At 67.0% G+C, this 13,314-nt stretch carries 15 protein-coding genes; 7 read left to right on the forward strand and 8 right to left on the reverse strand.

Annotation, left to right across the window (positions count from 1 at the left end):
- Positions 1-87: 87 nt before the first annotated feature.
- From AC3IMC_RS09425 to AC3IMC_RS09435, 3 genes are all read left to right on the forward strand, one after another.
- The gene (locus AC3IMC_RS09425) at positions 88-675 is read left to right on the forward strand and encodes a hypothetical protein (protein ID WP_490918250.1); all 588 of its coding nucleotides are present in this window, start codon (positions 88-90) and stop codon (positions 673-675) included.
- Positions 676-809: 134 nt separating this feature from the next.
- Positions 810-1,214 carry a DUF4383 domain-containing protein gene (locus tag AC3IMC_RS09430; RefSeq protein WP_221383836.1) on the forward strand — a complete coding sequence of 135 codons (405 nt, stop codon included), beginning with the start codon at positions 810-812 and terminating at the stop codon, positions 1,212-1,214.
- Between the two features lie 7 nt (positions 1,215-1,221).
- Positions 1,222-1,866, forward strand: coding sequence for a hypothetical protein (locus AC3IMC_RS09435; protein WP_490918251.1), 645 nt, complete (start codon positions 1,222-1,224; stop codon positions 1,864-1,866).
- Positions 1,867-2,019: 153 nt separating this feature from the next.
- Here AC3IMC_RS09435 and AC3IMC_RS09440 read toward each other — a convergent pair whose 3' ends face one another.
- A complete protein-coding gene (locus AC3IMC_RS09440; protein WP_490918252.1) occupies positions 2,020-3,636 on the reverse strand; it encodes a solute symporter family protein in 1,617 nt (538 codons plus the stop codon).
- Positions 3,633-4,013 carry a DUF485 domain-containing protein gene (locus AC3IMC_RS09445; RefSeq protein ID WP_490918253.1) on the reverse strand — a complete coding sequence of 127 codons (381 nt, stop codon included), beginning with the start codon at positions 4,011-4,013 and terminating at the stop codon, positions 3,633-3,635. The genes AC3IMC_RS09440 and AC3IMC_RS09445 overlap by 4 nt, the downstream gene beginning before the upstream one ends.
- A 196-nt stretch (positions 4,014-4,209) precedes the next feature.
- On the opposite strand from AC3IMC_RS09445, the gene AC3IMC_RS09450 reads away from it, so the two are divergent.
- The 4 genes from AC3IMC_RS09450 (at position 4,210) to AC3IMC_RS09465 (ending at position 8,055) form a co-directional block, all read left to right on the forward strand.
- Complete coding sequence (locus AC3IMC_RS09450) at positions 4,210-5,391, forward strand: sensor histidine kinase (protein ID WP_490918254.1); 1,182 nt, start codon at positions 4,210-4,212, stop codon at positions 5,389-5,391.
- 33 nt (positions 5,392-5,424) lie between these two features.
- Positions 5,425-6,141, forward strand: a complete 717-nt coding sequence (locus AC3IMC_RS09455) for a LytR/AlgR family response regulator transcription factor (RefSeq protein ID WP_490918255.1) — start codon at positions 5,425-5,427, stop codon at positions 6,139-6,141.
- Positions 6,138-6,536: a DUF485 domain-containing protein gene (locus tag AC3IMC_RS09460; RefSeq protein ID WP_490918256.1), complete on the forward strand. Its 399-nt coding sequence runs from the start codon at positions 6,138-6,140 to the stop codon at positions 6,534-6,536. Before AC3IMC_RS09455 ends, AC3IMC_RS09460 begins: the two co-directional genes overlap by 4 nt.
- A gap of 70 nt (positions 6,537-6,606) precedes the next feature.
- Positions 6,607-8,055, forward strand: a complete 1,449-nt coding sequence (locus tag AC3IMC_RS09465; protein ID WP_490918403.1) for a sodium/solute symporter — start codon at positions 6,607-6,609, stop codon at positions 8,053-8,055.
- A gap of 23 nt (positions 8,056-8,078) precedes the next feature.
- Here AC3IMC_RS09465 and AC3IMC_RS09470 read toward each other — a convergent pair whose 3' ends face one another.
- From AC3IMC_RS09470 to rpsB, 6 genes are all read right to left on the reverse strand, one after another.
- Positions 8,079-8,663 carry a DivIVA domain-containing protein gene (locus tag AC3IMC_RS09470; protein WP_454483163.1) on the reverse strand — a complete coding sequence of 195 codons (585 nt, stop codon included), beginning with the start codon at positions 8,661-8,663 and terminating at the stop codon, positions 8,079-8,081.
- A gap of 122 nt (positions 8,664-8,785) precedes the next feature.
- Complete coding sequence (locus AC3IMC_RS09475) at positions 8,786-9,706, reverse strand: phosphatidate cytidylyltransferase (RefSeq protein ID WP_490918257.1); 921 nt, start codon at positions 9,704-9,706, stop codon at positions 8,786-8,788.
- A complete protein-coding gene (gene frr, locus AC3IMC_RS09480) occupies positions 9,706-10,263 on the reverse strand; it encodes a ribosome recycling factor (protein ID WP_454483167.1) in 558 nt (185 codons plus the stop codon). Before frr ends, AC3IMC_RS09475 begins: the two co-directional genes overlap by 1 nt.
- Before the next feature lie 126 nt (positions 10,264-10,389).
- Positions 10,390-11,127 carry a UMP kinase gene (gene pyrH / locus AC3IMC_RS09485; protein WP_490918258.1) on the reverse strand — a complete coding sequence of 246 codons (738 nt, stop codon included), beginning with the start codon at positions 11,125-11,127 and terminating at the stop codon, positions 10,390-10,392.
- A gap of 117 nt (positions 11,128-11,244) precedes the next feature.
- Positions 11,245-12,081 (reverse strand): translation elongation factor Ts, encoded by an 837-nt coding sequence (gene tsf / locus AC3IMC_RS09490; protein ID WP_490918259.1) that lies wholly within the window; start codon positions 12,079-12,081, stop codon positions 11,245-11,247.
- A gap of 127 nt (positions 12,082-12,208) precedes the next feature.
- Complete coding sequence (rpsB, locus tag AC3IMC_RS09495) at positions 12,209-13,054, reverse strand: 30S ribosomal protein S2 (protein ID WP_490918260.1); 846 nt, start codon at positions 13,052-13,054, stop codon at positions 12,209-12,211.
- Between the last annotated feature and the right edge of the window lie 260 nt (positions 13,055-13,314).

The raw sequence follows: 13,314 nt of genomic DNA on the forward strand, positions 1-13,314 counted from the left end.
CGGGTTATAGGCTTGGTGCAGTCACGTGCGGGGCCGGCAGAGCCCTTGGCCACCCCCGGTGCCGCGCACCTTCCCGAAAGGTTCCCCTTGAGCAGTCCCCAGGATTCGTACCAGCCTGGCCCGCCGGGCTCCCTGCCGCGGCAGCTGCCCCCGCTGCCGGAGCAGCCGGCACCGTTTGGTCCAGCCGGGGGCACTGAAGGGGGATGGCCGGGGGCGGGGCAGCTGCCAGGCGAACGCCCGCGCACACGGAGCCGGCGGAAGCTGTGGATCATCCTGGGCAGCATCGGCGCGGTGCTGCTGCTGGTGGTCCTCGGCGTCGTGATCCTGGTAAACGTGGTGGGCGGCGCCGCCAGCCAGGCCAAGGGACTCGCCGACGACTTCACCCGGAAGGTCATTGCCGGCGACACCTCGGCCGCGTACGACGACTACCTGGACCCCGCACTCCAGGAGCAGCTCTCCAAGGAGGCCTTCATGTCGGGGGTCCGGAGCCTTGGGATGGATGGGTCCTGCCGCCCCGCCTACAACGACGTCAAGGTGGCCACGGACAACGGCGTGAAATCGGCCGAAGTGGCAGGCCAGATAGCCTGCACCGGGAAGAACGTGGACCTCGCCTACCGGTTTGAAGGCAAGGACCAACTCCGGATGACCAGCATCAAGCTGCGGCCCGCGTCCTGACCCCCGGCGCAACTAGCAAGGGTGCTGATTTTTTACCCATCCGCCCCTTGCCTCGGTCCGAATCGCTTCCGAGGGTCCCACCGGGGATCCGCAACCCGGCGGGAAAAACCCGCCCAACCGGAAGGATTCGGGCCATGCGCACTTCACCCAACCGCCTTGTCGCCACCATTTTCGGAGCCGTCTACCTGTTGGTGGGCCTCCTGGGTTTCGCCGTCACGTCCGGCGTCGGATTCGTGGCCACGGAAGGCGCGAACCTCATCATCTTCGAAGTCAACCCGCTGCATAACGTCATCCACCTGGCCATCGGCGCCGCGCTGCTCTTCGCAGGCCTGCGCGGGACGGACACTGCACGCACGGTGAATGCCTCCGTGGGCGCCGTCTACCTGCTGGTCGGCATCCTGGGGCTGTTCCTGCTGAACTCGCCGCTGAACATCATCGCGTTGAACGGTGCCGACAACGTGCTCCACCTCGCCAGCGCCGTACTCCTGCTGGGCGTGGGCCTGTCCCTGGACAAGTCTCCGGCCGCTGCCCGGGCCTAGTATGGCCATGTTCCGGCCAGCATCCCCGACAGCCCTGTCAGCGCCTCCGGCGCAGGCGGAAGCCCCGGCCCCGGCAGTGTTCCCGCCAGGTGCCTGTGTCCGCCTGGTCGCCGGGTTCGCGGGCTTTGGCGCCGGTTCGGTGAACCTGGCCATCTCGTCCAGCATCCTGACCGGTGGCGCCGGTTTCAGGGAACCGGCGGCGTTCCTGGCCGGTAGCCTCGCCGGGCTTTGGGGTGCTGTGCTGCTGGCAGCAACCATCGCGTTCCTCGCCAGGGGCAGCCTGGCGGGGAACCGGCGGGCCCGGCCTGCCCTCAGTGCGGCAGCGGGCTTGCACGCTGCCGCCGTCGCCTTCGGAACGCCCGGCGCTCCGGGGCTTGTCCTGACACAGCTTTCGGCGCTGCTGCTGACGCTCATGGTTATCGCGTCGCTGGCGTGGCTGGGCCGGGACGCTGCACGGCAGGGAGCAGGACGGACAGCAATGCCACAAGGTACAGGGCGTCCGGCGCGCCTGCTCCTCGGCGCGTTCGCCGGGGCGGTCCTGGTGGCGGGAATTGCGACGCCGGGACTCGCCGCATCAGCGGCCGGCCAGCATGCTGTGCCGCACGGCAGCCACGGTCCCACGTTGCCAGGCACCGGGCACCACCAGCGCTAGGAAAGGCCCGGCCGGCCCAGCGAAAGAACCTGTGCAGCGAAAGAACCTGTGCAGCGGAAGAGCCTCCGTACCGCTTCCCGCGGCACGAAGGCTCTTCCTGTTGGTCCTCTTGCTGTTGGCCCTGGTGGGCGGTGCCCCTGCAGGACAGCGTCCCTAGTGGTCGACTGCCTTCTCGGCGCCGATTCCCGTCAGGGACCGGACTTCCATCTCGGCCTGCTTTGCCGGGTCCTCGCTCCTCTTGTCCAGGGTGGTGCCCAGCCAGCCGAGGAAGAAGGCCAGCGGAATGGACACGATGCCGGGGTTGCTGAGCGGGAAGAGCGCAAAGTTGGCGCCGGGGATCATCGAGGTCTTAGCCCCGGACACCACCGGCGAGAAGACGATGAGCAGGATCGCGGCCGCCAGCCCGCCGTACATGCTCCACACGGCGCCCTGGGTGGTGAATTTCCGCCAGAAGAGCGAGTAGATGATGGTGGGCAGGTTGGCCGAAGCGGCAACGGCGAAGGCCAGCGCCACGAGGAAGGCGACGTTCTGCCCATTGGCGAAGATGCCGCCCAGGATGGCCAGCACGCCGATGACCACCACGGTGCGCCGTGCCACGCGGACCTCGGTGGCGGCGTCGGCTTTGCCCTTGGCGATCACGTTGGCGTAGATGTCATGGGCGAAGGAAGCCGCCGCCGTGATGGTCAGGCCGGCAACCACCGCCAGGATGGTGGCGAAGGCGACGGCGGAGATGAAGCCGAGCAGCAACGGTCCGCCCAGGTGGAACGCCAGCAGCGGTGCGGCTGCGTTGACTCCGCCGGGTGCGGACTTGATGGTGTCCGCCCCCACCAGGGCCGCGGCGCCGTACCCCAGCACCAGGGTGAAGAGGTAGAACAGCCCGATGAGCCAGATGGACCACACCACGGACTTGCGCGCTTCCTTGGCCGTGGGGACGGTGTAGAAGCGCATCAGGACGTGCGGCAGGGCTGCGGTGCCTAGCACCAGGGCCAGGCCCAGGGACATGAAGTCGAGCTTGGAGGTATCGGACTTGCCGTACTGCAGGCCCGGGTTGAGCACTGCCGGGTTGTTGGCCGTCTCGACGGCGCCGCCCAGGAGGCTGGAGAGGTTGAAGCCGTAGATGGCCAGGACCCACAGGGTCATGACGGCTGCGCCGGCGATCAGGAGCATGGCCTTGATGATCTGGACCCAGGTGGTGCCCTTCATGCCGCCGATGAGGACGTACATGATCATGAGGGCGCCGACGACGATGATCACCAGGGCCTGTCCGCCCCAGTCGCTGATGCCCAGCAGCAGGGAGATCAGGCTGCCTGCGCCGGCCATTTGGGCCAGAAGGTAGAAGAAGCAGACCGCGAGGGTGGAGATGGCCGCGGCGATCCGGACGGGACGCTGCTTCAGCCGGAAGGACAGGACGTCGGCCATGGTGAACTTGCCGGTGTTGCGCAGCAGTTCAGCCACCAGCAGCAGGGCCACCAGCCAGGCCACCAGGAAGCCGATGGAGTACATGAACCCGTCGTAGCCGTTGATGGCGATGGCACCGGTGATGCCCAAAAAGGATGCGGCGGACAGGTAGTCCCCGGCAATTGCCGTGCCGTTCTGGGAGCCCGTGAACGACCGGCCGGCGGCGTAGTAGTCGGCGGCGGTCTTGTTGTTCCGGCTGGCGCGGAACACGATCACCATGGTCACGGCCACGAACAGGCCGAAGATCCCCATGTTGAGGAGCGTGGTCTCCTTGAGTGCGGCCACGTCCACCGCGGTGGCAATTCCGATCATTTGTTGGCTCCGCCCACTCGGTTTCCGTTCTTATCGAATTCGTGCCCCTCGATTTCGTGCCTGATCTCGGAGGCGATGGGGTCCAGCCGTTTGTTGGAGTAGTGCACGTACCAGCCGGTGATGGCGAACGTGGAAACGAACTGGAGCAGGCCCAGGATCAGGCCGACATTGATGTTGCCCCAGACCTTGGTGGACATGAATCCCACCGCATAGTCGGCGAGCAGGACATACGCGAAGTACCACAGCAGGAATGCCACTGCCATGGGAAAGACAAAGCTGCGGTGACGCTTGCGCAGTTCCTGGAACTGCCCGGTCGACTGGACCTGCTCGAAGTCCACGGACGCCGCTGCGTCCGGAGTGTGGGCATCGTGACCCATCGTTCCTCCTCATTGAGACTTGCCTGTGCACACCCGGCGGCAGGACCTGGAACAGGGACACTTCCCAGGACGCACCGCTGATGTGACTCCAATCACTCTGCGGCCGGGCTGCGGTGTATTCCAGAGTTGCAGGGCCGGTGGTCGCTCAACGGTTGCGATGCTGCGGCAAGCGGTTCCCGCGGCTACGCTGGGCACCATGCCGGACTCCCCCCTCCTGACCGCCGCGGCCGTGGCTGTGATCGCGATGTCGATTGCCGTCGTCGTCGCCGTGGGCCTGAAGGTGCTGCGCTCCTTCCGGGAGCTGGGCACCGACGCTGAACGCGCCACCTACCATACGCTCCACGCCGCGTCGCAGGCGGGGCAGCACCTGCGGCGCGGCCTCAACCCTGCAGGTGCCGCAAAAGCCAGCCGGCAGCTCCGGGCCCTGCTGGGCTGCGAGGCCCTGGCCATCACGGACACCAACGGAGTCCTGGCATGGGACGGGCCCCAGGACGACGCCGGGACGGACCTGATGGAGTTGGCCTCGAGCGTGCTGGCCTCGGGCAGGGCAGCCGTGCTCCCCGCCGGTCCGGAAGGAACGGGCGGTGCGCTGGCCGCGGTGATCTCCCCGGTACGGGCCGGCAGCCGCGTGGCCGGCGCCGTCGCGGCGTTCGCACCCTCGGCCGGCGCGGGCCTGGTCCGGGCAACGGGAGAGGTAGCCGACTGGGTGGCGGCGCAGGTGGAACTGGCGGAACTGGACGCGTCCCGGACCCTGTTGATGGAAGCCGAGGTGCGCGCCCTCCGGGCCCAGATCAGCCCCCACTTCATCTACAACTCGCTCAACGCCATCGCTTCCTTCATTAATACCGACCCGGCGCGGGCTCGGGAGCTGGTGGTGGAGTTCGCGGATTTCACCCGCTACTCCTTCCGCCGGCACGGCGACTTCACCACCCTTGCCGAAGAGCTCCGGTGCATCGACCGCTACCTGCTGCTCGAACGCGCGAGGTTCGGTGAGCGCGTCCAGGTCAGCCTGCGGGTGGCCCCGGAAGTGCTGGGCACGGTCATTCCCTTCCTGAGCCTCCAGCCGCTGGTGGAGAACGCCGTCCGGCACGGGCTCGAGGCCAAGGAGGGGCCCGGGCACATCAGCATCACGGCCGAGGACGCCGGAGCCTTCGCCGAGGTGACCATCGAGGACGACGGCGTGGGCATGGACCCCGAGCACGTGCGGTCCATGCTGGCGGGCCATACCGACGGGGACCACGTGGGTCTGCGGAACGTGGATGCGCGGCTACGCCAGGTATACGGCAACGACCACGGACTGGTGATTGAAACGGCGCCCGGCGAAGGCACGCTGATCACCATGCGGGTGCCAAAATCCCAGCCCGGCCACGACGCGTAAGGCGCTGCCCGCCCCTGGACGTACCCTAGGAGAATGATTAACGTCCTCGTCGTTGACGATGAGCTGCCAGCCGTGGAGGAGCTTGCCTTCCTGCTGGGCAAGGATGAGCGCGTCGGCAGGATCCAGCGGGCAACCTCCGGCAGCGAAGCCCTCCTTGCGCTGTCCGCGGGCGGCATCGACGCCGTCTTCCTGGACATCCACATGCCGGCCGTGTCCGGGCTGGACATCGCCGCCGCCATCGCCAGGAGCAGCAATCCGCCCGTGGTGGTCTTCGTCACCGCGGATGAGGAGCATGCCTTGGCGGCGTTTGAGCTGGCTGCCGTGGACTACCTGCTCAAGCCGGTCCGTTCCGAACGCCTGGCCCGTTCCGTGGCCCGGATCTGTGAACTGCGCGACGGCGGGGCCGCGCCGGAGATGATCACCGTGGACCAGGGCGGGACCACCAGGATGATCCGGCGGGACGACGTCACCTACGTCCAGGCGCAGGGTGACTATGCGCGGCTCCACACCGCCGACGCCAGCTACCTCATCCGCGTGCCGCTGGCAGACCTGGAGCAGCAATGGGCGGATGCAGGCTTCATCCGTACCCACCGCTCCTACCTGGTGGCCCTTAAGCACGTGTCTTCCATGAAGCTGGCCGCCGACGCGCCCCGCGTGACCGTGGCCGGCGCGGGCCTGCCGATCAGCCGGCGCCACCTGCCCACGGTGCGGGAAAAGCTGGAAGCCACCAGGATCAGGCCGCACTCATGACCCGGGTCCGGGTGACCGCCCCGCACACGTCACAGGGTATTCCCGGGCGGACACCGGGCCAGCGCACCCCGGGCCAGCGCATGGCAGGGCCGCTGGAATCCCGGGAAGCCGCGCAGGACTCGGAGGTGGGCCAGGTGTTCGTCCGGTCCCTGATCAGGTCCCAGCTGCGGCTGGCCCTGGTGGTGGCCGGCGGCTTCCTGCTGATCCTCGCCGCGTTCCCGCTGGTGCTGGTCCTGGTCCCGGGCCTTGCCGAGTCGGGAATTGCCGGCATTCCCTTCGGATGGCTGCTGCTCGGCGTCGGGACCTACCCCGTGATCGGGCTGAGTGCATGGCTGTACGTCCGGACGGCGGCGCGCAATGAGGCGCGCTACCGCGACCTGGCCGGCGAACAATGAACCGGGGAACAATTGACCGGGGGACAGTGAACCGGCGGGCGGCGGGGAACCGGTGAGTGCCGGCGTCGCGATGGCCGCCGTAGCCGTGGTGACCGTAGCCACCGCCGTCATTGGCTTCTACGGGCTGCGCATCTCGCGGACCACGAGCGACTTCTACGTTGCCTCACGCACGGTCCGGCCGTGGTGGAATGCCTCGGCAATCGGCGGTGAGTACCTCTCCGCCGCCAGTTTCCTGGGCGTGGCAGGACTTATCCTGCTCTCGGGAACGGACGCGCTCTGGTTTCCTGTGGGATACACCGCCGGGTACCTGATGCTGCTGCTTTTCGTTGCCGCGCCATTGCGCCGTTCCGGGGCCTACACCATCCCCGACTTCACCGAAGCCCGGCTGGCATCGCCGGCCGTTCGAAGGGTCACGAGCCTGGCGGTGGTGACGGTGGGGTGGCTGTATATCGTGCCGCAGCTGCACGGGGCGGCGCTGACTGTCCGCATCGCCACCGGCCTGCCGTCGTGGGTCGGCTCGGTGGCAGTGGTGGTGGTGGTGTGCCTGACCGTGGTCGCCGGCGGGATGCGGTCCATCACCTTCGTCCAGGCGTTCCAGTACTGGCTCAAGCTGACGGCCCTGGCCGTACCGATCCTCTTCATCATTTTCGTGCTCGCCGGGAACGGGACGGAGCCGGTGGCGGCTCCCGCCGCCAACCCCACCGGCGCCGCGCCCGCAGGGCTGTACCAGAACGTGTCCCTGCTGGTGGCCCTGCTCTTCGGCACGCTCGGGCTGCCCCACGTGCTGGTCCGTTTCTATACCAACCCGGACGGGCACTCAGCGCGCCGTACCACCCTGATCGTGCTGGGACTGCTGTCCGTCTTCTACCTGTTCCCCACCGCCTACGGGCTGGTGGCCCGCGTGTTCGCGCCCGGCCTGGCCCGCGCCGGACAGCCGGACGCCATGGTGCTGCTCCTGCCGGGACAACTGTTGGGCGGGGTGGCCGGCGACCTGCTCTCCGCCCTCGTCGTGGCCGGGGCGTTCGCCGCGTTCCTCTCCACCACGTCTGGCCTGGTGGTGTCCCTGGCCGGCGTCATCAGCCAGGACGTGCTGGGCGGCAGCGTCCGCGGGTTCCGGCTCGCAGCCGTCATGGCCGTCGTCGTTCCGCTGGGGTTTGCCTTCATGACCGACTCGCTTGCCCTGGCCGGAAGCGTCGGACTGGTGTTTGCTTTCACCGCCTCCACTGTCTGCCCGGTGCTCCTCCTGGGCATCTGGTGGCGGGGCCTGACGGACGCCGGTGCCATTGCCGGCATGCTGACCGGCGGAATGCTGTGCGGCGGGGCCATGGTCATCGGCGCCGTCGCCGGCACCGGCCAGACTCCCCCGTGGCTGGCGCAGCCCGCAGCCTGGACCGTGCCCGCGGCGTTCGCCGTCATGGTCCTGGTTTCCCGCGCCACCGTCCACCGCATACCCGCATCGATGCCGCGGATCATGACCCGGCTTCACACCCCGGAACGGCCCCTGGCAACGGAACGGTGACCGGGAGCTACTGCAGGGGCGTGCTAGTCGATGGCCGCCATGAGTTCCACGACACGGTCCAGGAACGCGTCGACCTGTGACTCCTCGTAGCCGTCGCGGCCCACGGCCGGGCGGAAGACCGCACGGCGCACGCTGTCCACGCTCAGTGGCTTGTCCTGTTCCAGGTAGGCCACAAGTTCCCGGCACAGCCGGTCCACGTCGTCAGTGTTGTAGCTGCGGGCCTTCTTCCTGGCCGGCCTGCGGAATCGTTCGCCGTCCGGCCGGTGCAGCCGGCCCCGCAGGATGCCTGAGAGGTTTCCGATTTCCCGGAGCCAGGCGTCCTCGCCGCGCGCGGCAATCAGCTCATCCCGCTCCCGGCGGGCAAAGGCGTCCTCCAGCCGGTCCAGTGCGGCGTCTACCACGGCTGCCGAATAGCCGCCCTTGACGGGGTCAAAGGAGACGGCCCTGACGTCGGAGCTGTTGACAGGTTCGGTGGCTGCCTCGGGAGTCTCGAGCGAGACGCGCGCCCGCCGCAGGAACTCGTCCACCTGCTTGGCGTTGTAGCCGTACTCGCCGCGGTGTACGCGCTCAAAGGACGCAGGGATCTGCCGATGAATGTCCAATGCCACTTCGATTCCTTCAATGCTCTTCAGCCGTAGTGCTTCCGCACCAGTTTAGGGTGACCGGGCCGGCGCTGGCCGCCGGGATCCATTGCGTGTCAGGTGCCCGGGCACGGCCCAGGCGGAGGGGGTCAAGCCCCTGCGACGAGCCCGTAGAGGATGAAGGCCACCGGCGCGCTGAACACGATGGAGTCCAGCCGGTCCATCACTCCCCCGTGTCCTGGCAGGATGCTGCTCATGTCCTTGACGCCGAGTTCCCGCTTGACCATGGACTCGGCAAGGTCACCGGCGGTGGAGGCGGCCACGGTGCCAACCGCCAGCACAACACCCACCCACCACGGTTTGTCCAGCACGAAGAGCGCTGCCAGGACGCCGACCACCGTGGCGCCGGCGACCGACCCGGCAAAGCCCTCCCAGGATTTCTTCGGGCTGATCTTCGGCGCCATGGGGTGCTTTCCAATGGATGCACCCACCAAGTAGCCGAAGGTGTCGTTAGAGACCACCAGCAGCAGCATGACGGCGATCTCCCACGCCCCGATGGGGGCCATGCCGTCCGGCCACAGGCCCAGGGGCGTTGTGCCGGCGGCATGCAGAGGCAGGGCGGCGAAGCTGATGAAGAACGGCACCCAGCCCAAGGTGAAGACACCGGCGAAGATACTGTTGGCCGATCCGGCTGCGCTCTCGATCGACCGCCAGAGCAGGACCGCAACGGCACTGAGCAGCAGGGCGAACAGCTGGCTCTCGATTCCGCCGAAGTAGGCGGCGAAGGGCAGGGCTACCGTGCCGGTCATCACCGGCACGATGGGCATCCTGGTGCCATTGGCTTCCAGCGCCCGGTAGATCTCCCACACGCCAAAGACGGCGAAGGCCGTGACGATGGCTACGAAGCCCAGCGGGAGGAACAACAGCCCGCCCAGGACGGCGATGAGCATGGCCAGGCCCACGACGACGGCGGCGGGCAGGTTCCGCCCGGCCTTAGGTGTCGGGTTGCTCCTGGGCTGCTTCCCCCGTGTGCGCGCCCGTGCTGCCGGGGCCTGTTCTGCCTGGCCCATCAGACTTCGAGCAGCTCTGCTTCCTTGCGCTTGAGCAGCTCGTCGATGCCGTCCACGTGCGCCTTCGTCAGGCTGTCCAGTTCCTTTTCGGCCCGGCTGCCCTCGTCCTCGCCGGCTTCGCCGTCCTTGACCAGGCGGTCCAAAGTCTCCTTGGCCTTCCGGCGGATGTTGCGGATGGAGATCTTGGCCTCCTCACCCTTGGTCTTGACGATCTTGACGTACTCCTTGCGGCGTTCCTTGGTCAGTTCAGGAATGGTGATCCTGATGACGTTGCCGTCGTTGGAGGGGTTGGCGCCGACCTCGGAATCGCTCAGGGCGCGTTCGATGTCCCGCATGGCGGTTTTGTCGAACGGGGTGATGAGGATGGTGCGGGCGTCGGGGATGGCAAACGAGGCCAGCTGCTGCAGCGGGGTGGGCGACCCGTAGTAGTCCACCAGGACCTTGTTGTACAGGCCGGGGTTGGCGCGGCCGGTGCGGACGGAAGCGAAGTCTTCCTTGGCAACCTCAACCGCCTTGTCCATCTTTTCTTCGGCCTCGAGCAAGGTTTCTTCGATCACGGTTTCTCCTGACGGTTCTGGTGCGGTCCCGGGCACCGGTCCATGCACACACGCGGTTCTCTGTTGCTGGTTCCGTCCCCGCCTGGGGGCGGGGACGGAACTGTCCTGGAATCATCCTAGCCGCAGCTAGGCGGTGACCAGTGTGCCCAGCTTCTCGCCGAGGATGGCGCGGGTGACGTTTCCTTCACCCTCCATGCCGAAGACCACCATGGACAGGTTGTTGTCCTTGCACATGGTCATGGCGGTCTGGTCCATTACCCGGATGTCGCGGCGCAGGGCGTCGTCGTAGCTGAGGGTTTCGAGCCGCTCCGCGGTGGGATCCTTCTTGGGGTCGGCCGTGTAGACGGCGTCCACGCCGCTCTTGGCCATGAGGACTACGTCGGCGTGGACCTCAAGGGCGCGCTGGGCGGCCACGGTGTCGGTGGAGAAGTACGGGAGGCCGGCGCCGGCGCCGAAGATGACCACGCGGCCCTTTTCCATGTGCCGGATGGCCCGGCGCGGAATGTAGGCCTCGGCGACCTGGCCCATGGTGATGGCGCTCTGGACGCGGGTTTCCACCCCCGCCTGCTCCAGGAAGTCCTGCAGCGCCAGGCAGTTCATGACGGTTCCCAGCATGCCCATGTAGTCCGCGCGGGAGCGGTCCATGCCGCTCTGGGACAGCTCGGCGCCGCGGAAGAAGTTCCCGCCGCCCACTACGATGGCCACTTCAACTTCGGGGACGGCGGCAGCGATCTGCTTGGCGACGTCGCGGACGGTCTCGGGGTCGACACCCAGTTTCCCGCCGCCGAAGACCTCGCCGGAGAGCTTCAGGAGGACCCGGCGCCTGCTCTTGTCTGAATGGCTGACAGTGTTGACGGCTTCCATGATGCCTTCCCGTTGATGAGTCTGAAAAAAGGGTATCCTGCCGGGGCCGGTGGTTGCACCGTCCCCGTTGCATGCAAAAGGGGCGGCCACCGAAGTGGCCACCCCTCGCAAGTTCGACTAGGAGCCGACGCGGAAACGCGTGAACGCGGTTCCCTTGACACCGGCCTCTTCGAGGACCTGTGCCACGGACTTCTTGGCGTCCTTGGCAAATGCCTGGTCAACCAGGACCTCGCCCTTGTAGAAGCCCGTCACGCGGCCTTCGACAATCTTGGTGAGGGCGGCTTCGGGCTTGCCCTCGGCCTTGGCGGTTTCTTCCGCGATGCGGCGCTCGGACTCGACGAGCTCGGCCGGAACGTCCTCACGGGTGAGGTAGTTCGGAGCCATCGCGGCGATGTGGACAGCGACGTCGTGGGCGGCGGTGGCAGCGGCTTCGCCTTCACCGTCAACAGCGAACAGCACGCCAACCTGGGCCGGGAGGTCCTTGGAGGTCTTGTGCAGGTAAGCGTCGACCGTTGCACCCTCGATGCGGGAGATGCGGCGGACAACAACCTTCTCGCCCAGGATGGCGCCCTCTTCGACGACGACCTCGGACAGCGGCTTGCCGTCAACGTCGGTGGCGAGCAGGGTCTCGAGGTCGGCAGCGCCGGACTCGACGGCGATGGCCAGGACCTTGTCGGCCAGCTGGATGAACTTCTCAGCCTTGGCAACGAAGTCGGTCTCGCAGTTGACCTCGATCATGACGCCGACGCCGTTGCTGACCTTGGCGGCCACGAGGCCTTCAGCGGTGGAGCGGCCTTCACGCTTGGTAGCGCCCTTGAGGCCCTTGATGCGGATGATTTCGATGGCCTTTTCGGCGTCACCGTTGGCTTCGTCAAGAGCCTTCTTGACGTCCATCATGCCGGCGCCGGTGCGCTCGCGCAGGGCCTTGATGTCCGCGGCAGTGTAGTTCGCCATGTGAACCCCTCTGTCTAGAAATGTGTGGTGGTGTACGGACCGACAGGACAGCAGCCCACGTTGGTGGGCTGCCATCCTGTCAGCAGCTCCGGCTGCGGACAGCGCGGAGAATCCGGATTTACTTGTCTTACTTGGCGTCTTCGGTGGGAGCCTCGGCAGCTGCCGGGGCTTCGGCCTCTGCTGCCGGAGCGGCTGCAGCTTCTGCCTTGCTGCCTTCGAGGAGTTCGCGCTCCCACTCGGCCAGGGGCTCTTCCGGAGCTTCGGCTGCACCCGTGCCGCGGTTGTTGCGGGCGATGAGGCCCTCAGCAACGGCGTCGGCAACAACGCGGGTCAGGAGGTTCACGGAGCGGATGGCGTCGTCGTTGCCCGGGATCGGGAAGTCGACTTCGTCGGGGTCGCAGTTGGTGTCCAGGATGGCAACCACGGGGATGTTCAGCTTCTTGGCCTCGTCAACGGCGAGGTGTTCCTTCTTGGTGTCCACGACCCACAGCAGGGACGGAGCCTTGGTCAGGTTGCGGATACCGCCGAGGTTGGACTCCAGCTTGGTGAGCTCGCGCTTGAGGAGCAGCAGTTCCTTCTTGGTGTAAGCGGAACCGGCGACGTCGTCGAAGTCGATCTCTTCGAGTTCCTTCATGCGCTGGATACGCTTGGCAACCGTCTGGAAGTTGGTCAGCATACCGCCGAGCCAGCGCTGGTTGACGTAGGGCTGGCCGACGCGGGTTGCCTGCTCGGCAATCGCTTCCTGGGCCTGCTTCTTGGTGCCGACGAACAGCACGGTGCCGCCGTGGGCAACAGTGGCCTTGACGAACTCGTAGGCGCGGTCGATGTAGGACAGCGACTGCTGAAGGTCGATGATGTAGATGCCGTTGCGCTCGGTGAAGATGAAGCGCTTCATCTTCGGGTTCCAACGGCGGGTCTGGTGTCCAAAGTGGACGCCGCTGTCAAGCAGCTGGCGCATGGTTACGACGGGCATGCCGACGCTCCTTTTCCCGGCAGGTCATTCATGAGAGAGCCCGGAGGCTTCTTACCCTGCCAAATAGTTGACGGTTGATTAGCGTGGCCCGGGTTCGGGCCGTGCTCCTGGCATCCATCGCCCTTCCCATCCGTGCCGCGTGGCACGGACCGCAGGAAGCGCGATCCTCCTTGGGCGAACGCTGGTGCGTTGGCTGCCGGAGGGCTGGATGCGCGTAGTCAGCCACTGCTCCCCCACACTCCTGAATGAGATGTGTTGAC

It is taken from the genome of Arthrobacter sp. E70 (assembly GCF_058266945.1).

Excerpts from the sequence above, each read along its gene's own strand:
- AC3IMC_RS09430 (WP_221383836.1), top strand. The coding sequence starts at position 810 with ATGCGCACTTCACCCAACCGCCTTGTCGCCACCATTTTCGGAGCCGTC.
- AC3IMC_RS09435 (WP_490918251.1), top strand. The coding sequence starts at position 1,222 with ATGTTCCGGCCAGCATCCCCGACAGCCCTGTCAGCGCCTCCGGCGCAG.
- AC3IMC_RS09440 (WP_490918252.1), bottom strand. The coding sequence starts at position 3,636 with ATGATCGGAATTGCCACCGCGGTGGACGTGGCCGCACTCAAGGAGACC.
- AC3IMC_RS09445 (WP_490918253.1), bottom strand. The coding sequence starts at position 4,013 with ATGGGTCACGATGCCCACACTCCGGACGCAGCGGCGTCCGTGGACTTC.
- AC3IMC_RS09450 (WP_490918254.1), top strand. The coding sequence starts at position 4,210 with ATGCCGGACTCCCCCCTCCTGACCGCCGCGGCCGTGGCTGTGATCGCG.
- AC3IMC_RS09455 (WP_490918255.1), top strand. The coding sequence starts at position 5,425 with ATGATTAACGTCCTCGTCGTTGACGATGAGCTGCCAGCCGTGGAGGAG.
- AC3IMC_RS09460 (WP_490918256.1), top strand. The coding sequence starts at position 6,138 with ATGACCCGGGTCCGGGTGACCGCCCCGCACACGTCACAGGGTATTCCC.
- AC3IMC_RS09465 (WP_490918403.1), top strand. The coding sequence starts at position 6,607 with ATGGCCGCCGTAGCCGTGGTGACCGTAGCCACCGCCGTCATTGGCTTC.
- AC3IMC_RS09475 (WP_490918257.1), bottom strand. The coding sequence starts at position 9,706 with ATGGGCCAGGCAGAACAGGCCCCGGCAGCACGGGCGCGCACACGGGGG.
- pyrH (WP_490918258.1), bottom strand. The coding sequence starts at position 11,127 with ATGGAAGCCGTCAACACTGTCAGCCATTCAGACAAGAGCAGGCGCCGG.
- tsf (WP_490918259.1), bottom strand. The coding sequence starts at position 12,081 with ATGGCGAACTACACTGCCGCGGACATCAAGGCCCTGCGCGAGCGCACC.
- rpsB (WP_490918260.1), bottom strand. The coding sequence starts at position 13,054 with ATGCCCGTCGTAACCATGCGCCAGCTGCTTGACAGCGGCGTCCACTTT.